The following is a 21,058-nucleotide window of genomic DNA, read 5'->3' as shown; positions in this document are numbered from 1 at the left end:
CAGTTGTTGCAGTTTGCCCTCAAGTGTCCGGGCCTGATCCATAATGTCGACAGAGGCTGGCTGACGGAGTCGACTCCATCATGTCGCTAAACATCGTATCCAGATCACCGAAATTGGGGTCGCCCTGACTGCCGCGGCCGTCCTCTGCGGCGTCCTCCCCTTCCTGGTCGGAATCGCCGCTGCCTTCATCGGCCTCGTCAGTATCCTCACCCTGCATGTTGGACTCAGCATCCTGCATCTGCTCCTGCTCGATAAACTCTTCATCCTGTTTAAAGGTACTGACCAGGTCTTCATCCATGCCAGACTGTTCCCGGGCCAGCCATTCCAGATTCCTCCGGCTGGCTTCGTGGCTCGGATCGGTAAGCAGGATGGCACGCAGTACATGCCGGGCTTCACTCAGGTAAACCTCCGGATCAATAAACTCTCCCTCATCCTCTATGCCGTCGATAAAATCAAGCCCCATTGCCGCGTCAAGACTCTGGTTGGCAAGAAAAATCAGCGTAGTGGCAAGGTTGTAATTGGCAGTCACCGTCGTATGCTGGTCGTCGGCAAGATTTGCCATTCTGCGATAGGTATTGGCTGCCTCTGTATAGTTTCGCTGTTCTGTCAGGGCAACAGCCTGCTGTTCCAGGTCGTGTACGGTTTCCGGTGTGTCGGCATGTGCCATATTAACCATCAGCAGTAACAGGCATGACAGCGCAGCCGAATGCTTCACCAGTGCAGGCTTCTGCATCAGGAAAATCAGCAGCATGGAGATAGCGATGGTTATCAGGTAAGGGTAACCTTCAACATATTTCATCACCTCTCCCTGATCCCTGCTGTTTGCCGGCCACATGGCCTGCATCTGACCGAGCAGTGCCGACAGGTCCAGCCAGGTGGTGCCAATCGGGAAGTAAATACCCTGCTCAGCCCGCTGCGCCAGAGACTGAAGACGATTGTCGTCCAGTCGGGACCAGTGCTCACGTCCCTCGTCCAGTGTCCAGCCAGTGCCGTCGCGGTTAGGAATTCTGGCACCAAACTGGCTGTCACCCAGGCCAATGACCATCAATCTAACGCCCAGCCGGTTCAGCAACGCCATGGCCTCAACCGGCTCATCACCCATATCTTCACCATCAGTGATCAGGATAATATCCACCGCTTCCGGTGCATTGTCGTCTGTACTGCCAGCATCGACCATATTGTTAAGTACCATCATCAGGGCATCCCCGATATGGGTCCCGCCTGTGGCAACACTGCCCGGGCCAATGCTATCGAGCAAGGTATTCAGAAAGACACGGTCCCGGGTGACAGGCGACCTGATCGAAGCCTCACCGGCAAAGGCGACCAGCCCGAACCGGTCGTTGGATGGCAGGTTAACCACTCGTTTTATAGCGGCCCGGGCCACTTCCAGACGGTTAGGGCGGGCATCTTCTGCCAGCATGGACCGGGATACGTCCAGCAGGAAAACAATGTCACGTCCCTGGTCCTGTATTCCCACAGGCCGGGGGTTCCATGCCGGACGGGATAAAGACAGGGATACCAGCGCAATAGCAAGCAGCATCGCCCCGAATCGTCGGTTAATGGTTGGCAGCGACAGGGCTGAACTGAGTTTCTTCAGGTCACGCCTGCTTTTCTGGTGCTGGTAGAACGCCAGACAACAAGAGACCGGCACCAAAACCAGCAGCCAGAGCCACTGGGGTGCAAGTAATGTCAGTTGGTTCATCCCAGCCTCCTTAACCAGGTCGCGCTCAGCAACACAGACAACATCAGAAACAGCAGAGCCATCAGGGCGAAAGGCTGATAGGCAGGTACCCGGTCGGTAAAGACAACGGTCTGCAATTTAGAGGTTTCCAGCTCGTTAATGGCCTGATATCCGGCGACCAGCGACTCATAGTCATACGCGCGTTTATAAACGCCCCCCGTCGTTTCAGCCATAGCCTTCAGTACCCAGTCGACCCGCACTTCTTCATTGTCATCATCGAGCATGTCTTCTGGTTGGGTGCCAATAAAAATGGTGTAGATCTTAATGCCCCATTCTTCTGCCAGGGCTGCAGCCATCATGGGCGAGTACTGGCCTGCATTGTTTTCACCATCGGTAATCATAATGATGACCTTGCTCCTGACTTCCTGATCCTCTCCCTGGCTTTTTTCATATTCCCTGAGCTGGGCAGCAGCCAGGGCCGTGGCATCGCCTATTGCCGTACCGTCTTCATCAAGACGAACCGGTGGCTGAACATGACGTGCCATGGCAACCAGAGCATCGTGGGAGTCCGTCAGAGGGCTTATCACCCTGGGGTAACGGGCAAACGAAATCAGGGAGATCAGGTCAGCATTGCGCCCTTTCAGCTGATCATCATCACCGATAATGAACGCCTCCAGCACGTCTTTTGCCACTGCCATTCGATTGCTGCGTTTACCGTTCATCTCCATACTGATATTCATGGAGGAAGAGACGTCGAGTACGATGGCGATGGCAATGCCTTCCTGCTGTTCCGACAGTTCGGAAACCTCACGGTAGGGCTGAGTCAGGATAACTATCATGCCAGCCAGCGCCAGCAGTGGCAGTGCCGTTGTAAGCCACATCCATTTCTGCCGATAGCTGACCGGCAGGTTCTCAACCAGCGGCAGGTGGGAATAACTAATTCCCTGTCGTTTATTCCGGCGCCACAGATAAACGGCCAGCAGCGGTATTGTTAGCAGCAACCACAGCAGCATTGGGTATTTAAAGCTCATCCCCACTTCTCCTGACACTGGTGACAGTATTCGACAAACTGCTCTACAGCGTCTTCCGGTGAGCTGCTTTCACTGAACCTGAGCCATTGATAACGATGCAGCAGGGGTTCATCAGTGGTCAGCTTGCCGGTCGGGTCAGACCCTGTTGCCACCATTAGCCACTGCCGTAAGCCATCCCAGTCTGTTAAACCCGAGGCATGAGCCTGTCTGGCAATATCTGCGGCAGAAGGGAGAATGGCAGGCCGTTGTTGTATTTTCTTTCTGCACCTGACCAGGAGGACGGATACCAGACCGGCCAGAGCCGTTATCAGCCAGAAGATGGTAGCCTTTGCCATGGGAGCTGTCGCCTGTTCCGGCTCGTCCAGTCTTATAATGCTCTGCACATTAACCTGCAGCTCATTAAATGTTGATCTGACACCTACCGTCCCGGGCTGCGTGTGCAATTGCCAGTGATCCGGGCCTTTGAATACATCGACACTGAAGGCTGGTACCTGGTGCTGCCCTGGCAGCAGGAAGGTGACATCCATATAAATGATGTATTGCCACAGGCCGTCAACCCAGTGAAGCGGGGCAACCTGACTCGATAACAACTCCATTGCGCCCCATTCCTGGGCTTCAGGATCAAAGATAATTTCAAGGTATTCATCGTAACGAACGGTCAGGGCCAGCTCGATTTGCTCCCCCGCCGTGATGGTGTCTGGAAAAGGTTCCAGCGATACCGTTACCTGATCCTCCATAGCCAGGGCCGGTTCAATCCAGAAGAATGCCAGCCCGGCCAGCAGCAGTGATGAAAACAGTGTGGTATAAAATGATTTAGCCACCGGTTGCTCCTTCAACCCTCTCTTTTCGGGCATGAAAGAAAGACAGTAGCGTTTCCGCCGGGTCATCGTTCACATGATGCACAACCAGATCCACTCCCCATTGCGCAAAGGCCTGTTCGCGATCTTTTAAACGTTTATCCATACGACGGTTAAATACTTTTTGCAGAGAGCGGTTAGCCAGGTCGAGCCATTGGGCCTCTCCGGTTTCGGCATCCCGCAGGTGCATCAGCCCGCCACCGGTCAGTGATGTCTCTCCGGGGTCATCAACAGCAATGGCTATGACTTCATGGTGATGGCTGAGCATGGCAAGATGTTCCATAAAGCCTTCCATGAAGAAATCAGAAATCACAACAATGATTGAGCGTTTCAGCTGTAACTGGTTCAGGTGATCCAGCGACTCTGTAACGCAGGTGTTAGAAACCTTTTTTGGCTCTTCCAGCACAGACGACAAACAGCGCATAAGCTGGTTACGGCCTCTGGCCGGCGGCAAAAAACTGTCCATTGTGTCACTGAACCTGAGCAAACCGATCCGGTCATTACTGCTTAATGCCGACATACCTAACAGACCGCACAGCTTTGCAGCAACGGTCTGTCGTTTATTGTCGGTACTTGACCAGACGAATGAGGGCGAATTATCGACCACTAAAATCAGGTTGATTTCCCTCTCTTCATGGAAACGCTTGATATGCACTTCGCCACTACGAGCCGTTACGTTCCAGTCAATCGTACGAACATCGTCGCCCGGGCTGTACGCTCTGACCTCATCAAATTCCAGTCCCTGACCTTTGAAAGTCGAGCGATATTGCCCTGTCAGCAGGTGGTCAACCCGGTGCTTGCAGAACAACTGCAATTGATGCAGTCGCTGGGTTAAATGGTCATGCATATCAGTTGGGAATGGCTACTTGCACGAGAATCTGCTCGATCAGGGCATCGGATGTCATACCCCTGGCTTCGGCCTTGTAGCTCAAGGCAATCCGGTGGCGCAGAATATCCGGAGACAGGGCGCGGATATCTTCAGGCAGAACATGGTCACGACCATTAATCACAGCCGCCGCACGAGCCGCCAGAGCCAGGTTAATGGTGGCTCGCGGAGAAGCGCCGAAACGCACCAGATCTGCAATATCCAGCCCGTACTCTTCAGGATTACGGGTCGCAGAAATCAGATGCACAATATATTTTTCCAGTGACGGAGCCATATGAATGTTTTCAATTTGTGCCGTCAGGGTTTCCAGATCCTCCCTGGTCAATACACTGTTAACGTCAACGTTCTGCTTTGGCCGGGACATACGACGCATTACTTCCAGCTCTTCGTCAAACGCAGGGTAGTCAACTTTCAGTTTGAACATGAACCGGTCAACCTGGGCTTCAGGCAGTGGGTAGGTACCTTCCTGCTCAACAGGGTTCTGTGTCGCCAGAACCAGAAACGGGTGTGGCAGCGGACTGATTTCCTTACCCAGGGTCACCTGCTTTTCCTGCATCGCCTCCAGCAGTGCAGACTGCACCTTCGCCGGTGAACGGTTGATTTCATCAGCCAGAACGATATTGGCAAAAACCGGGCCTTTCTCTGCGGTAAATTCGCCGGTGGACGGGTTGTAAATCAGGGTACCGGTTACGTCGCCCGGCAAAAGGTCAGGTGTAAACTGGATACGACTGAAATGGAGCCCGAGGGCTTTGGACAGGGTGTTGACTGTCAGGGTTTTTGCCAGACCGGGAATGCCTTCAATCAGAACATGGCTCCGACACAACAGGGCCAGAATCAGGCGGTCGACCAGGTCTTCCTGACCGACGATTACTTTGCCAACTTCCTGACGGAGGATGGCAATTTTTTCCAAAGCTTCAACAGGCTGGCTGATAGCGACTGTCATACAATGAATACTCTGTATTGGTCTGTCGGGTGAAAGCAAGTGATGTGAGATGTCAGCGCTTCTTTTGCGGGAAAGGTTTGCTGTGAGACACTTCAACAATAGAAACGTTTAGACTATCTCAAAAAAATCTATATAAAAAAGAAAGAATGCTGACTCAAGTCGATAGTCAGGGAACTGACATTCTGTCGTCATCCCCGCGAAAGCAGGAATCCACTGTTCCTGATGGATTCCTGCCTCTCATTCCGGGTATCAGGCGTTACGCTGCGCTCTTCTCCACTTCTGCAGGGCTTCACGCTGCTTCTGTGTAGTCATCTGCTCAAACCTGGCGTTGTAAGCCTCACGGTTAGTTCTGCGGGCCGCGTTACGAGCCTCTCTGTCATGGGGAAATTTGCGATTAGCAGCCTGCTGCTGGGTGTACAGGTGCATCTTCATTTCAAGCAATGCCTGCCTTTCTGCTTTGGATAACCTCATCACCTTACCTTTTTCCTTGACCTGCTTTTCATATCGGTTCATGAAATCGGCAGGAACCTGCTTGCGCAGTTGGGCCAGCTCATAATCACGAACAGCTTTCTGCTGCTTTTTGGTCAGTAGTTCAGCAAAGGCTGCATCGTACCGATCCTGGTTGGCCTGACTAAGAACGCGCATTGAATGTTCGTCGTGACCATGAACAGCTTCTACATTGCGGTTATGGCGGTACAGGTCGGTTTTCAGTTTTAACAGTGCTTCAGACTGTTTCTGGCTCAGGTTGATAGTGTCAGACTGTTGCTGAATTTCTTTTCTGAACTGAGCCAGCGTTGAATCAGGGATCGACTGATCAGCAACAACACCCATAGAAATGCTCAGGGCAAATCCGGCAAAAATGCCTGCGACAGATTTCTTCATAACGACTCCGGAGAAATAATAGAAACGTTTCAAGCGATCTATTTTATATCAGCACTGTCTCAAACAGTAAAGAAACCTTCGCATAAAATACCAGTTGAGTATCCGTATTTGTGCTTTATACCAATCGCACAAAATAACTATTCGATAACCGCCCAGCTCCGAAAGCAGAGGCTGGCTATTCGACCAGTCTCTGCAACCAGCTTATTCCAAGAGTCGCAACAGGCATCGACAATAGTTATTTCGTATGATTGGTATAACCTGATCATCAGCTTCTGTTACCGCATGCGAACAATTATTGATGCAGGCAAAGTCCACGCTTCAACGGAACAAATGGAACACAGTTCCAAAGTCGTCACGGACTTCCCAAAGTTGGCTAAATTTCTGAAATGGTTCCCTGTTCGGAACTCAAACCTGACTCAGGAAGAACTGAACGCCGTTGCGTTGCCTATGGCATTCTGCCGAAAGAACAATTCTCTGTACTGGCTGAATTTCTGGATGGGGAGTCCTTCGATAAGCTGAAATAGCCAATATCGTAATGTTTGTTGGTGACCGAATCGGCATGTGGGATAGCTTTACCCACATGAAGGATCGCTACACCAAACGAAAAAACCCTTTACCACTGGTGATAAACGCTTGCTTGCTTTCAGAAGCCTTTGGATTTGGCGCTCTTAAAATGGCTGATATGTCGGATCTCGAATTGAACCAGTTACGCTCCATACGGGAGGATTTTGTTCGTGTTGATACCCTGTGTGAGGCTAATGATATAGTCAGCAACCATATTCACTCGCTGCCAATTTTCAAACAGTGGAATCTCATGAGCGAAAAGGTACTGGCAGATACAGACGGGCAAAAATTCACAACCACCGATAGCACTATTCGAGGGTTGGCCATTAAATCGGGAAAATGCAGCCACATTACGCATAAGATATTGATTTTAAAATTAAACACACTATTGTGGACACAGCTTGGATTACTCAATAACTAACATTTAGCGCCATAGGGCTTGCGAAAATATGGCAGGAAATAGAAACTTGGTCTCAAGTTTTGGCAGCTTCCAGCTACATTGTAAGTTCTCTCCCTACTGTAAGCTGCTGAGAGGCGAACTGGACTGTCATTAAGTTATTAAGCATTTCTGCCTAAATAGTACCATATGCTTTGGGATGGATTTACATGAAAAAAATTTGCTCAGCCATTCGGGATGTCGAAGCAGGTGATGGAGTGGTGATTATCGAGCCAGCAAATATCTATGAATGCATGCTTGGAGATAATGTATTCATTGGCCCGTTCACTGAAATACAGAAAGGATGCAAAATAGGAGATAGCTCTCGTATACAGTCACATACTTTCATCTGCGAAAATGTAACAATGGGCAAGAGGTGCTTTATTGCACACAGCGTAACTTTCGCTAACGATTTGTTTAAGAGTGGTGAGCCTAACCCTGATCCTGAAAGCTGGATGGAGATTATTTTAGGTGATGATGTAACTATAGGTAGCGGAGCAATTATTCTCGCTGAAGAGATTTGCAGTGGGACAGTTATTGGCGCTGGCAGTGTTGTTACTAAATCGATACATAAAAAAGGGGTTTATGCTGGAAACCCTGCAAAACTGTTGAGAGAACTATGAGAATCTGCCCACTAATGTGGGCAGAATGAACAAGAACAAACTTTTATGAAAGATATTTTTGACTGTATGTAAGCTCTACAGGGATCGCTTTAGATGGGCTTATTAATGATACCTTATCTATGTCATCTTTGGTGATATGGTTTAAATCTGCAAGTTTCGCTAACTCTTCACTTGTAAATCCAGCTAGAATTCGATGCTTTGCCTCATCAAGATCAAAAATATTATCCATAAAGCCAGGTTCTGATTGAGCTGGGGGAGTGGCCAAAAACTCAGGCTTGACAGTACTACTTACGATATTCCAGTAATTACTAAAGTCATTTTTGGGGTTTATTCAGTCACGCTATTCCAAAAAATACCTGGGCAAAGGGCGAGGTATATCCCTTTACACCTTGCTCGCCAACCATGTCGCCGTAAACGCCAAGAACATTGGCCTGAATGAGATTGATGTAGAGTCCATGGCGCGAATATTGGAAGACCATGTGAAGCAACGCTTTTGGAGTGACGAGGGGGAGGAGCTGAATCAGGAAAGGGTGGTGCAGTCAGAGCCTGATATCGTGCATTGAATTCCCACTCGTCATTTTCGAGGGTTCTTCCACAGGCCCCGTATTTATCGCAATGATGAGCCGGTGCCAAACTTTGATGAATACCTGACCGACCGCTTTGGTTCAGAAGCCATCGATTACATCGAGAAGCGAAAGGACGAGCCTTTCTTTCTGTTTGTACCATTCAACGCGATTCATGGCCCTCTGCAAGCCAAAGAAGAAGACCTTGAAAAGTTCAAACACATCGAGGAAGCAAAACGTCTGCAGAAAGATTTCGACCAGTGGAACGCGAAGAACGAGCCGTCCAGGTGGGGCTGGAATAAGCAGAATTTCCCTTACACGAATGGCTGGCGTAAACACGACTGATCAACGGTAATCGTTGATTATTAGGCCGTGCCTGCCCTGCAAGGGTTGGCACGGCCGGGAACTGTTTGCTATGTAGCACTTCCATTCGCTACCAGGATATAACTCATCGGTATTTCAATACCTGCTTCTTTACTCGCTTCCTGGTTTCGGCTGTGCATTTCAGAAACATCATGGCTGTATTCAACAAATCTCGAAATATTAAAACCCTGATCAATAATTGCCATCATAATGTCTGAGATTTTCCAGACGAACCAGTATCGCGTCGATGTTTCTTCATCGGTTTTTCCTACATAGTCCAGGCCAGCAGTATCTTCATAGGGCTCATTCTTAAAGTAAGGTTCCATGATCTGAAGTGGATGGGCTTCATGATCGCCATCTGTAGGCAACATTTCTGTCACCGGATGTATCTCATAGATAAAAATGGCCCCTGTTGGCTTCAGAATGTCCTTAACTTTTTTGAAGAAGGCATTAATGTCAGGCATCCAGCCCAATGCACCAATGGTGATATAGACAATATCAAATGTTGAATTGTATTCTTCCGAAATATCAAAAACATCCGTACACACAAACTGGCATTCATTGTTTGAGGTCATTGCCCTGTGTTGGGCTTCTTCTATCGCGAGATCACAAATATCAAATCCCACACAGTGACCAGCCCCCATATTTTTCAGAGACATTAACTCGATGCCATTATTACAACAGAGGTGTGCAATATCTTTCCCTTTGAAGTCGAGTTTTCTCCACTCATCCATTTCCGGGCTTTTAATAACGCTATGACTGCTATTTTTGAAGGCTTCATCAAGCCTGGCCCGGGCTGCCTTCTGATGTGCTGGCATAATTTGATTCCATGCCATTCTGTTTGATTGGGTATAATCTTTAATACTACGCATATTGATGTCACTGTTTTTCATAGTGTTTACTCCAGTCCAAGCCGGGCAGTGATTTGGGCAATGGCTTCCCGCCACTCCTGTTGCAGCCTCGGTTTCTGATGTTTCGGTTTGCGTTCGAGGTCAGCCTCCAGTCGGGCTTCCAGATCGATCAGCTGTTCAAACAGGGCGTCCTCATGGCTGGTTTCTGCTGTCTGGACAGCATTCACATCCGGGGTCGGAAGCGCATCATCCTGCTGCAATGAAACCGTCTGTTCTGCGCCCATCGCCGTATACATCGCCTCAGGGTCCAGCCACTCTTCCAGACGATGGTCGTCTACAAGCCAGTACCGGTTACAGCTTTTTTCAATCAGGTCACGGTCATGACTGACCAGTATAAAACCACCGGCAAACTGGCTGAGGGTTTCTGCCAGCTCTTCCTTGCCTTCCAGGTCCAGATGGTTAGTAGGCTCATCCAGAAACAGCAGATGATGGTTAGCCAGGGTCAGGCCAATAAACAACAGTCGGGAACGCTCGCCACCACTGAGTTCCCGGACTTTCTGTGTGTGCCTGAGATAGGGGAAACCGGCACTGATCAGCGCCATTTTTCGCTCCCTGTCCGGCAGTGGCGCAAAGTGACGCAGGGCATCCAGCAGGCTGTCATTGTCGTTAAGCTGTTGCAGGCTCTGGTCGTAATAACCCAGACGACAGCGGGGGTGAAACTGGATGGTTTTACCGGGACTGTACTCGGCAGATGTCTGATACACAGCCCACAACCGTCGCAGTAAAGAGGATTTACCACAGCCGTTGCGCCCGACAATAGCCACCCGGTCTCCGCTTTTCAGCTGCTGATCGAGAATATGGAACAGTGTCGGTGCATCGGTTGCAGGTTGCACATCCAGGCTGGTAAGGCTTAGCAGCCGGTCAGCAGGCAGAGCCTCCCCGGTCAGGCTCAGACGCCAGGGCGTCCCGGCCGTTAACTCAGTCTGTTCGTCTTTGAGGCGTTCAACCCGTTTTTCCATGTTTTTGGCTTTGCGGGAAAGGTCTTCGTTGTCGTACACCTGCCCCCATAACGCCAGACGTCTGGCACTCTTTTCAACCCGGTCAATTTCCTTCTGTTCGGATTGATGGCGAAGCTCATCGGTTTCATCTTTTTCCGCCAGAGCTTTCCGTGCTGAAGAGCAGGGCAGGCGGAAAAACTGCAGGGTTTTATCCCGCATAATCCAGGTGCAGTTGGTGACGTTATCCAGCAGACGCTGGTCGTGAGATACCAGCACAAAGCTGCCCTGCCAGTGTCTCAGAAAGTTTTCCAGCCACAGGAGCGTAGGCAGATCCAGATGGTTACTGGGTTCGTCCAGCAATAACAGATCCGGCTGATTAATGAGCGCCCGGGCCAGCAACAGGCGGGTGTGCTGTCCGCCACTCAGGGTTCCGGCGGTCAGTTGCCAGTCGGAGTCGTCAAACCCCATGTCTGCCAGCAACCGTTCTATGCGCCAGCCTTCAGCAATACGCAGGCTCTCAGGCAGCTGTGCCGCTACTGCGTCAAACATGGATAGATGTTCAATAGTTTCAGGAAGGTGTTGTTCAACCCGTTCCATCAGACACTGACTGGACTGGGAGACAGAGCCGGAAAGGGCATTCAGGTCGCCGCTTAGCAGTTTAAGAAGGGTACTTTTGCCACAGCCGTTGTGGCCAATAAGGCCAATCCGGTCGCCTTTCTTCAGGGTGAAAGAGATCCCTTCAAGCAGTGGGCCTGAAGTCAGGTCGTAAGAGACAGATTGTGCAGATAGTAAAGTGCTCATTGCTTACTCAAGTTTTACAGGCGCTCTTATCTGCAAATGTTTTTTTCAGATAAAGGAGTGCCGATCGTCATACATTGCTGACGATAACCGGGTAAGCCAGAGTGAAGAAAATCTGGTCTGAATGTTAAAGTCTTCGCTCAAGCAGAGGTTATCGCAGCACGATACCGGTAAAGCTTGAGCTGTGCGCATAACCAAAGAAGTGCGCGAAATTTAATTCACACATAAGCTGTCGTTCCTCCTCTTTTCATAGTCAGGTTAATAGTCAGTTGATGGGAAACGTCAGGATATTAAGGTGACAGGGTGTTGTCTATGAGCAGATGGCGCAATGGGCAGTCATCCGCGCCCCCTGCACCTGTGATGTCCATCCGGTCGTTGATCAGGTAGCTGGCGCATTTATCGATAGCCTCCCTTTTTTTCAGACCTCTCTTGCTGGCACTTTGCCTGATGCCTCTGGCCACTCTGTCAGACTGTCCACACAGGACTTTGAGGGCGCGTTCTGCTACCCAGTTTTCGACCGCATCATCGCCTTTTTCATGCCGACATGCGCTTGCGGTCTTTTTTCTCACCCGGGCTGAGGCGGGTCTGCTGTTTCTTCTGGCTTTTCCCGGCATTTTTGCGGGTGCCATCGGGACGCATGACCAGCCCCTTTCTTCCTCATGCGCCCGTTTATTTCTGCCGCGTCGCTGACGAGGGCTTATTTCATTATGGGCAGCTGATAAAAGACACTTGCAAGGTTTCTCTGGCGGACCCGGATACATCTTGTGACGCGCGTCGTACAATGTTTGAATCGAAGGGTTTTGATGTACTTGTTTATTTTGTCGCTTCAGACTAATCCGTTTTCCAAATCATCCGTCCAGCCTCTTAAGTCGGGGAACTCATTGCCGGGATTCGCTGACAGGGCTTCTGTGGCGATCTGTGACAGGGTTGCAGAGGTGGTCGGAGCATCTGATTCTCCGGGCATCATGACGTCCATGACGTCCATGACGGCCAACAACTTAGAATAATCCTTTTGTTGTTGATCTAATTGCTGCATGGCTGACTGAAAAGTCAGTTCCGCTTGAGCCCTATAGTTTTGCAGGCTTTTATTTTCCTGATCTTTCTGTTCGAGTTGTTGTCTGAGTGAACTGATCTGCTGCTCGCTCACTGCCAGCTGATTTTCAAGAGTACTGACCTGCTGTTTGCTTACTGCCAGCTGATTTTCAAGAGAACTGGCCTGCTGTTTGCTTACTGCCAGCTGATTTTCAAGAGTGCTGACCTGCTGTTTGCTTACTGCCAGCTGATTTTCAAGAGTGCTGACCTGCTGTTTGCTTACTGCCAGCTGATTTTCAAGAGTACTGACCTGCTGTTTGCTTACTGCCAGCTGATTTTCAAGAGTACTGACCTGCTGCTTGCTCACTGCCAGCTGATTTTCAAGAAAACTGACCTGCTTCATTAAATTATTCTGAAGCTCCTCAAGCTCCATATTCCTTTTAATGTCTTCAGCACCCTTGGAAATTAACTGTTCAATTTTCTCATTCTGATTGGCAATTGTTTGCCTGGCATCAGCAAGCTGCTGCTGGAACGCCTGCTCTTTTACCGTTATTTCATTCTGTTGTCGCTGGTTAGTCTGCTCTAACTCATCAATTTTTTTATTCAATGCCACATTGTTATTTTTCTGAATTTTAAGCTTATGCTTTTTCAGGGTGTTTTTAGAGGTTAATAATCGCACCTGTTCTTTCAGTTGGCTGTTAGTGGCATCAGACTTATTCAACCTGGTATTGGCATCTGCCAGTGCCATTTCATGGCTGGCCCTGTCTCTAAGGATGTCAGCATTCAGTGAGGCTACTGCTTCTTCTTTGACACCGAGTAACGATTGAAGATCAGAAATAGTTTGCAAGGATTGTTCTTGCTCATCCAGAAGCTTCATTTTCAAAGATTCATTAACGCTATTCAGTTCCTGAACAGCATTGAGTTGCTGATTATATAATTCTTTAGCGCTTCTGAGGTTTTGCTGCAATGTCTGAATTTTAGTTTCCAGAGCTGCTTTGTCGGATTCAAGCAGTTGGTTTTTACCGGTCAGTGCTTCAAATTGCTGTATATAGCTTTCTTCATTGTCCAGGCTCTCCTGATAACGAGACTGAAGGGTCTCAAACGCTTCCTTATTTTCATCAAGTTCAGTGTTGAGCGCTTCGTTATCAAGCTTCAGCTCTTTAAGTTCATTGGCCAGTGCTTCAGTTGCGCCATCAGAATGCTGCCTGTCGGTTTGAACCCCTACCGTATTGAACGTTTTTTCAACCGTTCTGCTTCCTGTTTTATGAGAGGAAGAAGCCTTTCGCCTCCGTTTCGGTTCCGGTGATTCTGACGCCTGACCTGATGGTGCCGAACGCTTTTTCTTTGCCGGCTTCAACGACCGCGCCTGTTCAATCTGTTCACTCAACTGATCGTAGGCCATTTGCCGGATAATATGCACCTTGCCACGGGCCTCATCAATTATCTGGCTGGCAGAATCCGGATCACCTGCGGCAAAATACAAGCGTGCAGCTTCGAGGTGAGCGTTAGTTCGAATATCGAACTCTCTAAACTTTTTCAAACATTCAACGGCACCTTTGGAATGCCCTTCCCTGAGGTGAATCCAGCCTCTCAGCAACATGAGGGCAGGTCGTTCATAGCGATAAACCCCCGTCTGGCCTACCAGCTTTTTTGCCTGCTCCGTGTCACCTTTGTGAACAGCGTCCACAGCATCCAGCCAATCCCGGCGCAGTAATATTCCGCACCTTTCCGCAAAAATTCTCTCCAGCTCCTTTCTCACCTCATACGGCACATTACCAGGGCTGAGCTCTGTAACCACCTCATTGATAAAGTCAGTAACAACCGGCGGGTAAGGTTGTGCAAGCATGCCCAGTTCCTTCAGGTAGATGATATTTCCGGCAAGCACATTTAAAATGTCACTCTGGTGCCCCTGAATGATCGGTCTACGACACCTGAAGCCAAATAACAGTAAATCATAACCATAAAACAAAGTATTCCCCTGCTTTTCAACGGAGTCACTGCCTTTTTTATAGTGGGGGTGGTGACGCCATTTCTCATTCATCGCTCTGCATCCACAGCACATAATCTCAACGGCTTCAGGGGTAACCCCCTGGATGAGAAACCGTTTGTGCTGTTGCTTCAGAATCTTGAGTGCCTGCTCAGGATTTTCAGCGGATGAGACGGCTACTGTTATTTGCACGATCTTCTTTGCATGCTGACCTTCGGGTGACTTTGCAAACTCAGGGTCTTTCAAAATAAGTTGTGAACAGACTTTTTCGTAGCAATCTAACCACCGTTTATGAATACTATTGGCTATCATCCTGCTGTTTCTGGTCCAGAGCAGATAGTTTCTGGCAGCGTTCAGACGATCAAGAGCAGCCTCCTCTGATTGATCAGAATGCAATTCATCATTCAGCAAAAAGTAATCAACAAAAATGAGAGTATCGCTACAGTCTTTGAGTTCTGGATTTAAGACATTGGCAGATAAGTCGGTTTGCCATTTTATGGTGGGGGTGCTATCTCCCTGAGTCGACTTAGTTTCTGTTCCAGAAGGGTGGTATATGCGGATCATCTTCAGCGATGTGTCTATATAGCCCAATTTCTGAAGCATTTTCTTATCTTCATCACTAAGTTCGTGCTTTTTAATAAAAAACGGTAGGTGTCGCCAGGTTAATTTTAACGTTTCAGCCATTTCGTCTAACTTTTTTCTGGCCTGATCAAACTTATGAGAGCGCATGTCCTCAGAGCAAGCTGCATAGACATTCCGGATTTGGCTGGAAATATCCCTGTCAGAACGACCCCGCCGACTGGGGAATTCACTCTTTGGCGATCTTGCCGGGGCTGAATAGCGAGTTGTCACTATGGTATCAGGCTTCCTGTCATCAGGCTCGTCACGACGAACACCCGAAGCCTCATGCCGCCTGACATGCCTGGAGCCATGACCGGCACCTGAAGTCTGCTCTTTCCTGTATTGAGGCTTCGGCCAGTACCTTGAAGAAGGGGCTGACCCGGTTCCGTCTGTATGCATGATATCTTCCGTGATACTGATATTTATCGTTTTTCGACCTTCCTGCGCTGAAGGAGTTCCGCTAATGGCTGCTTATTTATCTGATGAATATGTCCCGGTTAATCCGCTGAATTTGTTTCGCCCAGAGTCGCTTTTTGATCTGCAATGAGTTTGGTCAGACCCTCTTTGATGTCGAGAAGTTGCTTAAACACTTGCTGGTCGTTGTCTATAACGTTACTAGACTGAATCGAGCAAAAAGTGTTCTTCATTTGTTAGCAGAACTAACGGCATTGTTCATTAAGGCATTGTTCATTAAGCGTCTTTCACCCTCCTGTGTCAGCGATTCTAACCGGAAGGTTACCGGTTTTTCTGAACCTTTATGATATTTGATCGCCTAATCCTTTAATGAAGGAGAAAAGTGGAGTGCAAAGACTATGAAAAGATTCGGGGTCAATCAGCGGTTGGGATCGTTTTTTCGAGCCCTGTTGGTGGTTATTTTTTTCAGCTTTGGGCTTTCAACACTGCATGCCGCAGCGTTGCCGATACAAGACTGGTCACTGTGGGTGAGTGAAGGAAATACACCCACCTTTACTCAGGAACTGGCCAACATAGTAGAGTGCGTTGAAAAAGAAGGCGTTAATGTGGATCGCTTGCCTGCAAACGTTGACGATATGACCCCATGCCAGCGGCAAGTCCGGAATGCGGTGACCTATCGGGATTCTGAAGGACGCGATTTATTACAGATCTATTTCAAATACAGCGAACCGAATTATCTGAAAGACCCTTACTCTGTACTCATTATTGAAGAGGCGATGGAAGTCATCGAGCACCTGAATAAGCTGGGTATGATTCTGGCGGACTGGGAAAATGAAAGACCCTCGTCAGATAATTTGTTTTTTCTGGCCATTAAATACGACAAGCTTGGTTTGTTGAATCAGCTTTTTACAGGCATTAAAGTACAGACCCCGGAAAGGATACCAAAGCTGGCAGAGATGCGCTCAACCAACAATGACAGCCTTGCCGATGCCCTGATGAAGACATACCCCAATAAACTGGAAATCGGCGCCATGATCAATGATTACTCTCTGGTCAGGGATTTTAAAAAGCTCAAACATAAAAGCGGACTCGTCTATCAGCAACTGCTTGCATTAAAGGATTTCAATAAAACGTTACCTTTACCGATGCACTGACGGGCCAGCTCCTTTAGTTGAAAAAAGCGACTGCGACAGGGTATTTTTGCAGGCCTGACAGTCGTTTTCGTTGTCCCGGGCATCAACATTTATACCTCAAAGGCCATAGGGTTTTCCTTTATCAGATTGAAGCGAAAGGTAGAAGGCTCTCTGACAGTCTCCACATAAGCCCTCTTCGTTGATATACCGTACGTGGTCGCAAAAAGAGCACGGTAGCAGGGGTTGCCCTTCCGGAAAAAAGGGCAGATTTACTTGAACATTAGCGTTATTGCCGCGCACCCTTACCCCTAACCTTACTCTTAGTTCATCAAGCCTCTCCTGGTCCAGGCAGTCTTTTTTATCAAGATAAAAACCTTTTTCCGGTTGCCTTCTGTCGCTGTTGACCACAAGGTAATAACCCTGATGGTTTTCATAGATTGTAAACCTGAGTGATGGAATACTGCACGGTCTGGCATCGGGGGGAATGGTCAGATTGGGAAGCTCTTCCTGCTGTTTATCGATCTCATTGGTGCAGAGCGGGCAGCGACGCTGGAACTCGTACTCCAATTGTTCCAGTATCCGGTAGAAGTCATTTTCACAGTCACTGCAACAGGTATGCCCGCACAGTAAGAAATCAAGCCGATGGCGTGTTTTACATATCGGGCATCGGTTGAGCATGCTGTTGTCTGTTGGCGCAGAAGCAGCACTCTGCAGAGTATTCCCGCCGTGTAACAGACAGGAGGTGTATTGAAAGTGCTGGTAATAGTCTCCGGTGATGTCCTCTCGGCACAGCCAGCAAAAAGCGGTCTTGCAACGGCTGCAGATAACCTTGTTGCACGCCTCATCTTTGCTCACAACAAGCTGGCAGGTAGGACACCTCTTATAGTCCAGGGGATTTTCTTCAATCAGTTGGGTGAAGGCCAGAGTCTCGGGACATTCTCCGGTGTGGTAGTCCTGACGGCACTGTCGGCACAGCGAATGGTTACATTCCGGGCAAACAACCCGGGTTCCCGGAGCTTTTCTGGAATCCACCAAATGTCCGTTAGGGCAGGACATCAGGTAAGGCGATCGATTGGCGATCAGCTGGTTGGCTTTCAGGGTGATTTCCTGAAGTGCGCTGTTACCACTGAGAAGTTTAATCACGTCATCGGGAACCTGAGCAGTGCAACCCGGGCATTGCAGACCTTTTTCGGTGAGGAGATAGGCATCATCAGAGGTATACGCAATTCGAATGTGTTGTGAAAGGCATTGCAGGCAGAAAGCGCAGCCAGCCTCTTCACAGCCAGGAAGCTGATAACATTCAGCCTCGGTAAAGCAGATATTGCACTCTGCACTGACCGCTTTGTGACGGTTTAATTGGTCAATGGATACGCTTCTCTCTTTCAGGTGCTTACTGATTCTGGTCAGGATATTAAGACTATGAACCTGGGCAGGCGTTACGCCTCCCTCCTGCGCCAACTGGAGTGTGTTGATGGCGTCTGACAACGTTCGGACAAGGTTCAGTGGCTGGGTACAGACAGGACAGGAGACGGTTTCCAGAGTTGGAACGACGATGGAGTCTGAAAATAATGCCAGCATTGCACTGAGCAGACTGGCTTCACAGACCCTGCTTTCACAACAGGGGAGAAAAACAGTGGCATCAAACGTACCTTCGTGAACAGCGCACTCGGTCCTGCCTTCCGAGCACTGCCGGTGACTTGAATGTGGGATTTGCAACAGGTGACCGGGAATGGCACAGCTGTCAAGGAAAGAGTGCATCGGTCCCGAACCGACTGCTCCTGCCAGTGCGTTGCTGTTCGTTGCAAAGCTGTTTGTTGGGAAGTTGCTCGTTGCCGAGGCTTCGGCCTGTTTAGGCAGGCAATCTTCATTGGCTCGGGTGAGTTCAGGAAAGAGTGACGGGTTGATTGAGTCAGCGGTTTCCCTGATCAGGTTAATCGCCTTCTGCTGGTTGGCTTTAACGGCGGCCTGCAAGGCGGTGAGCCATGGGAAGGCACGGTACCGGCCTTCGAGTAATGATTGTTTCTGCTCATTAGTTTCCATTGTGTTGACGATTCTGAGCATGTCGTCTGTGCTGCCTGTTTGTGAGGCATAGACAAAATGATCTATCTGCACCTGAAGGGTTTCTTCATGAAACTTCGGACGCTCTCTTGTACCGATAAACTCTCTGCTGGACTGGATGTTCAACATTCGCTGCTGCCAGCCTTGCCCGAGGACTCCCGGTATGGCGTCAGATACCTCTCTCTGACGGGTCTGTTGCTGACCGGCTGATGTGGGGGGCTGCAGATGGTGGCTGTCCGGAGGCGTTTGGTTATCCGGCTTTTTTTCGATAACCTGAATTGCCTGACGACCTATCGCTTTCTTAATTTGCCTGATTATGGACCATGGCACTATGCGGTGTTCTCTCTGGAACTGTGCCGGGGCAATACCTGCTGCCTGGTTCATGGGGTTACCCGTGGTCAGGCGATGGAAAATATCGGCCTTGATACTTTCATGGTAAAGACTGTGCCATTGTTCCAGCTCTTCCTGTGAGATGACGGAGGTCTGGCCCTCGTGGTCGCGAAACCAGTACTCCGTGCTGCCATCGGCTGTTTGTTTTTGTAATACATCACCGAAAATGAGTGCTAATAATGGGAGAAGGTGCCGGAAGCTCCCTTGTTTTGTATCAAGCCATTCACGTTTCAGTGGAACCCGCAGGAGTGCCGGCTCATTCAGTCGGGTCTGATCGGCAATCCCCAGAGTCAGGTTATTGGGGTTGAGCAGGTCATTGTCATTTTCCAGTGGGGATAAAAGTGGCCACTGGATAATGTCGAATTGATTCATTTCATTCCAGTACAACCAGTAGAGCCTGTAGTCCACCGGGTTGTGAATAAGAAACAGCGGCTGTTTCTGTTCGGCTAAATAAACTTCGCGAACTGAGTAGGATGGCTTGTTAAGGTCTGCCCTGTAGGGATGGGAAAATTCCGGGTCGGGACCACGGTTCTGGACAGTGATGGGGACGAAGGGGCCTGTACCTGAAACCCAGTGGTTCATCCAGAGTGGAAAAATGCCACTGGCGGGTAAAGGGGAATGCCGTGTCACTTCGTGTGTTACAGGCTGTGGGTGTTCAGAAAAAGCATCTGAGTTTATAACGAACAGAGTGCTGCAGGCAGACTTTTCACACAAACTCACCTGACAAACAGATTCTGGTGGCGTGATAACGGCTGGCGCTCTGCTGTTGTCAGGCCAGTGCCAGGGGCTGGGAAGATGAAGGCGCAAAGCGGATGCCTTCGTTTTTCCGGCTGAAAATACAACGACCTGAGCCCGGTCTGGCAGCGTGGGTGACTGGATGGCCAGCGCTGTTGCACAGGGTTCTGCCCCTGAAACCTGTGGATCGCCGTAAGCAGCCGGTTGAAAAAAAAAGACAAGAGTCATCAACCAGATCGACAGGAGAAAGCAACTTTTTTTCATTCTGTTATTTATACTCCGGCACTTAAACAGAAACTGCTTAGTGGGTCCATTCGATCAGACAGTAAAGTTGATGACGTTCAGGCTTGCAATGTGGTTGAAGCTTTTGTGGTTGAAGCTTCAATAGGCAAAGAACGCTCCGACCCTGCGACAGATTCCCCCGAAGCAGGAATAGCCAGCACCATCAGAGCTTTCTGAGTCGCCGGTATCGTTTCTACCAGCCTGTATGCCTGCATCCGGTGCCGGTGATTCAGGAGCCGGTTCCGGATAGGGCATGATGACGGTAAACTGCACAGGAAATGGATTGGTAATATTCACCAGCCAATGGTTAACAGGGCCATCAGAATGATTCGGCACGTTACCGATGAGTGGATATCGGCGATCGGCGTCTAGAGCCGGAAAAATGAAAGTAAATGCATCCCGGACAGAAGCTTGCCTGCCAGACCCGTCTCGTGCACCACCTGACTGATAAGTGCCACTTTCTGCCAACTGTGAGTAATTAGGCATTTCCAACGAAATAATGATAAGGGCTATCAGGAAATTTCTTTTTGTCCGGTCAGTTATCCTATGGCGTGTTACTTCATTAATGGAATCCTGGGGTATACTCTGAGGTTGTGCCCCATCAAGCGACACCAATATTTTTTCATTTCCATTAATGACCACCTGATTCATGGTGACGGTATGTTGCGGACTATTCTCACCGGATTTTTGATACTGAAAAGTATCAGGCAGTGAACCAAAGGGGGTTTTTATATCCTGGGCGCACAATGGTTTAGTCCACAGAAAAAAAAGTATAAGCAGAGCGGTGGAGAATGAGATGTGTTTCATATTGACCCTGAAAGTTTGTTAAAAAGGAAGGGATTCAGTGTAGTTAAACAATCAGGAAACAAAGGGCTTCAGTTTGACTCTCAACCTACAGTTCGGAACGAGACAAAAGGTGTGCAATGGGTC

General features: G+C 49.1%; 19 protein-coding genes. 6 read left to right on the top strand and 13 right to left on the bottom strand.

Features of this window, described 5'->3' with window-relative positions:
• Nucleotides 1-19 precede the first annotated feature (19 nt).
• The 6 genes from V5J35_RS00865 to V5J35_RS00840 all read right to left on the bottom strand — a co-directional run bounded on the left by V5J35_RS00865 (nucleotide 20) and on the right by V5J35_RS00840 (nucleotide 6,280).
• Nucleotides 20-1,702: a vWA domain-containing protein gene (locus tag V5J35_RS00865; RefSeq protein ID WP_354016230.1), complete on the bottom strand. Its 1,683-nt coding sequence runs from the start codon at nucleotides 1,700-1,702 to the stop codon at nucleotides 20-22.
• Nucleotides 1,699-2,712, bottom strand: coding sequence for a VWA domain-containing protein (locus V5J35_RS00860; RefSeq protein ID WP_354011577.1), 1,014 nt, complete (start codon nucleotides 2,710-2,712; stop codon nucleotides 1,699-1,701). The genes V5J35_RS00865 and V5J35_RS00860 overlap by 4 nt, the downstream gene beginning before the upstream one ends.
• On the bottom strand, nucleotides 2,709-3,533 hold the full coding sequence (locus V5J35_RS00855) for a hypothetical protein (protein ID WP_354011576.1): 825 nt from the start codon (nucleotides 3,531-3,533) through the stop codon (nucleotides 2,709-2,711). Before V5J35_RS00855 ends, V5J35_RS00860 begins: the two co-directional genes overlap by 4 nt.
• Nucleotides 3,526-4,416 carry a DUF58 domain-containing protein gene (locus V5J35_RS00850; protein WP_354011575.1) on the bottom strand — a complete coding sequence of 297 codons (891 nt, stop codon included), beginning with the start codon at nucleotides 4,414-4,416 and terminating at the stop codon, nucleotides 3,526-3,528. Before V5J35_RS00850 ends, V5J35_RS00855 begins: the two co-directional genes overlap by 8 nt.
• Nucleotide 4,417: 1 nt before the next feature.
• A complete protein-coding gene (locus V5J35_RS00845; RefSeq protein WP_354011574.1) occupies nucleotides 4,418-5,398 on the bottom strand; it encodes an AAA family ATPase in 981 nt (326 codons plus the stop codon).
• A gap of 249 nt (nucleotides 5,399-5,647) precedes the next feature.
• Nucleotides 5,648-6,280 carry a hypothetical protein gene (locus V5J35_RS00840; protein ID WP_354011573.1) on the bottom strand — a complete coding sequence of 211 codons (633 nt, stop codon included), beginning with the start codon at nucleotides 6,278-6,280 and terminating at the stop codon, nucleotides 5,648-5,650.
• Between the two features lie 282 nt (nucleotides 6,281-6,562).
• Here V5J35_RS00840 and V5J35_RS00835 point away from each other — a divergent pair, with 282 nt between their 5' ends.
• The 3 genes from V5J35_RS00835 to V5J35_RS00825 all read left to right on the top strand — a co-directional run bounded on the left by V5J35_RS00835 (nucleotide 6,563) and on the right by V5J35_RS00825 (nucleotide 7,903).
• The gene (locus tag V5J35_RS00835) at nucleotides 6,563-6,799 is read left to right on the top strand and encodes a hypothetical protein (protein ID WP_354011572.1); all 237 of its coding nucleotides are present in this window, start codon (nucleotides 6,563-6,565) and stop codon (nucleotides 6,797-6,799) included.
• A 16-nt stretch (nucleotides 6,800-6,815) separates the two neighbouring features.
• Nucleotides 6,816-7,265 (top strand): Tn3 family transposase, encoded by a 450-nt coding sequence (locus tag V5J35_RS00830; RefSeq protein WP_354011571.1) that lies wholly within the window; start codon nucleotides 6,816-6,818, stop codon nucleotides 7,263-7,265.
• 185 nt (nucleotides 7,266-7,450) lie between these two features.
• Nucleotides 7,451-7,903, top strand: coding sequence for an acyltransferase (locus tag V5J35_RS00825; protein ID WP_354011570.1), 453 nt, complete (start codon nucleotides 7,451-7,453; stop codon nucleotides 7,901-7,903).
• 43 nt (nucleotides 7,904-7,946) lie between these two features.
• Here the strand turns inward: V5J35_RS00825 and V5J35_RS00820 are convergent, their stop codons facing one another.
• Nucleotides 7,947-8,132: a hypothetical protein gene (locus V5J35_RS00820; RefSeq protein ID WP_354011569.1), complete on the bottom strand. Its 186-nt coding sequence runs from the start codon at nucleotides 8,130-8,132 to the stop codon at nucleotides 7,947-7,949.
• A gap of 91 nt (nucleotides 8,133-8,223) precedes the next feature.
• On the opposite strand from V5J35_RS00820, the gene V5J35_RS00815 reads away from it, so the two are divergent.
• Entirely contained in the window at nucleotides 8,224-8,466 is a 243-nt protein-coding gene (locus V5J35_RS00815; protein WP_354011568.1) for a hypothetical protein, read from the top strand.
• Nucleotides 8,467-8,811 carry a sulfatase-like hydrolase/transferase gene (locus tag V5J35_RS00810; protein ID WP_354011711.1) on the top strand — a complete coding sequence of 115 codons (345 nt, stop codon included), beginning with the start codon at nucleotides 8,467-8,469 and terminating at the stop codon, nucleotides 8,809-8,811. It abuts the gene before it with no gap.
• Nucleotides 8,812-8,879: 68 nt separating this feature from the next.
• Here the strand turns inward: V5J35_RS00810 and V5J35_RS00805 are convergent, their stop codons facing one another.
• The 4 genes from V5J35_RS00805 to V5J35_RS00790 form a co-directional block, all read right to left on the bottom strand.
• Nucleotides 8,880-9,722: a class I SAM-dependent methyltransferase gene (locus V5J35_RS00805; RefSeq protein ID WP_354011567.1), complete on the bottom strand. Its 843-nt coding sequence runs from the start codon at nucleotides 9,720-9,722 to the stop codon at nucleotides 8,880-8,882.
• Nucleotides 9,723-9,727: 5 nt separating this feature from the next.
• Complete coding sequence (locus V5J35_RS00800) at nucleotides 9,728-11,479, bottom strand: ABC-F family ATP-binding cassette domain-containing protein (protein ID WP_354011566.1); 1,752 nt, start codon at nucleotides 11,477-11,479, stop codon at nucleotides 9,728-9,730.
• 287 nt (nucleotides 11,480-11,766) lie between these two features.
• On the bottom strand, nucleotides 11,767-12,105 hold the full coding sequence (locus V5J35_RS00795; protein WP_354011565.1) for a hypothetical protein: 339 nt from the start codon (nucleotides 12,103-12,105) through the stop codon (nucleotides 11,767-11,769).
• 197 nt (nucleotides 12,106-12,302) lie between these two features.
• The gene (locus V5J35_RS00790; protein WP_354011564.1) at nucleotides 12,303-15,515 is read right to left on the bottom strand and encodes a hypothetical protein; all 3,213 of its coding nucleotides are present in this window, start codon (nucleotides 15,513-15,515) and stop codon (nucleotides 12,303-12,305) included.
• A 413-nt stretch (nucleotides 15,516-15,928) separates the two neighbouring features.
• Between V5J35_RS00790 and V5J35_RS00785 the strand changes: the two genes are divergently transcribed.
• Nucleotides 15,929-16,684, top strand: coding sequence for a hypothetical protein (locus V5J35_RS00785; RefSeq protein WP_354011563.1), 756 nt, complete (start codon nucleotides 15,929-15,931; stop codon nucleotides 16,682-16,684).
• Nucleotides 16,685-16,780: 96 nt separating this feature from the next.
• On the opposite strand, the gene V5J35_RS00780 is transcribed toward V5J35_RS00785, so the two are convergent.
• The gene (locus tag V5J35_RS00780; protein WP_354011562.1) at nucleotides 16,781-20,110 is read right to left on the bottom strand and encodes an IBR domain-containing protein; all 3,330 of its coding nucleotides are present in this window, start codon (nucleotides 20,108-20,110) and stop codon (nucleotides 16,781-16,783) included.
• Nucleotides 20,111-20,227: 117 nt separating this feature from the next.
• Nucleotides 20,228-20,935 (bottom strand): hypothetical protein, encoded by a 708-nt coding sequence (locus V5J35_RS00775; RefSeq protein WP_354011561.1) that lies wholly within the window; start codon nucleotides 20,933-20,935, stop codon nucleotides 20,228-20,230.
• Nucleotides 20,936-21,058: the final 123 nt, after the last annotated feature.

Source organism: Endozoicomonas sp. NE40 (assembly GCF_040549045.1).
Taxonomy (GTDB): domain Bacteria; phylum Pseudomonadota; class Gammaproteobacteria; order Pseudomonadales; family Endozoicomonadaceae; genus Endozoicomonas_A; species Endozoicomonas_A lisbonensis.
The sequence above is the reverse complement of the archived record's forward strand: the minus strand, read 5'-3'. Positions and strand labels throughout refer to the sequence as shown.

Bases quoted from the DNA above. Each gene is read 5' to 3' on its own strand.
- V5J35_RS00820 (WP_354011569.1), bottom strand. From the start codon at position 8,132: ATGGATAATATTTTTGATCTTGATGAGGCAAAGCATCGAATTCTAGCT.
- V5J35_RS00785 (WP_354011563.1), top strand. From the start codon at position 15,929: ATGAAAAGATTCGGGGTCAATCAGCGGTTGGGATCGTTTTTTCGAGCC.
- V5J35_RS00780 (WP_354011562.1), bottom strand. From the start codon at position 20,110: ATGAAAAAAAGTTGCTTTCTCCTGTCGATCTGGTTGATGACTCTTGTC.
- V5J35_RS00860 (WP_354011577.1), bottom strand. From the start codon at position 2,712: ATGAGCTTTAAATACCCAATGCTGCTGTGGTTGCTGCTAACAATACCG.
- V5J35_RS00830 (WP_354011571.1), top strand. From the start codon at position 6,816: ATGTTTGTTGGTGACCGAATCGGCATGTGGGATAGCTTTACCCACATG.
- V5J35_RS00805 (WP_354011567.1), bottom strand. From the start codon at position 9,722: ATGAAAAACAGTGACATCAATATGCGTAGTATTAAAGATTATACCCAA.
- V5J35_RS00795 (WP_354011565.1), bottom strand. From the start codon at position 12,105: ATGGCACCCGCAAAAATGCCGGGAAAAGCCAGAAGAAACAGCAGACCC.
- V5J35_RS00865 (WP_354016230.1), bottom strand. From the start codon at position 1,702: ATGAACCAACTGACATTACTTGCACCCCAGTGGCTCTGGCTGCTGGTT.
- V5J35_RS00835 (WP_354011572.1), top strand. From the start codon at position 6,563: ATGCGAACAATTATTGATGCAGGCAAAGTCCACGCTTCAACGGAACAA.
- V5J35_RS00775 (WP_354011561.1), bottom strand. From the start codon at position 20,935: ATGAAACACATCTCATTCTCCACCGCTCTGCTTATACTTTTTTTTCTG.
- V5J35_RS00845 (WP_354011574.1), bottom strand. From the start codon at position 5,398: ATGACAGTCGCTATCAGCCAGCCTGTTGAAGCTTTGGAAAAAATTGCC.
- V5J35_RS00825 (WP_354011570.1), top strand. From the start codon at position 7,451: ATGAAAAAAATTTGCTCAGCCATTCGGGATGTCGAAGCAGGTGATGGA.
- V5J35_RS00850 (WP_354011575.1), bottom strand. From the start codon at position 4,416: ATGCATGACCATTTAACCCAGCGACTGCATCAATTGCAGTTGTTCTGC.
- V5J35_RS00800 (WP_354011566.1), bottom strand. From the start codon at position 11,479: ATGAGCACTTTACTATCTGCACAATCTGTCTCTTACGACCTGACTTCA.
- V5J35_RS00840 (WP_354011573.1), bottom strand. From the start codon at position 6,280: ATGAAGAAATCTGTCGCAGGCATTTTTGCCGGATTTGCCCTGAGCATT.
- V5J35_RS00790 (WP_354011564.1), bottom strand. From the start codon at position 15,515: ATGCATACAGACGGAACCGGGTCAGCCCCTTCTTCAAGGTACTGGCCG.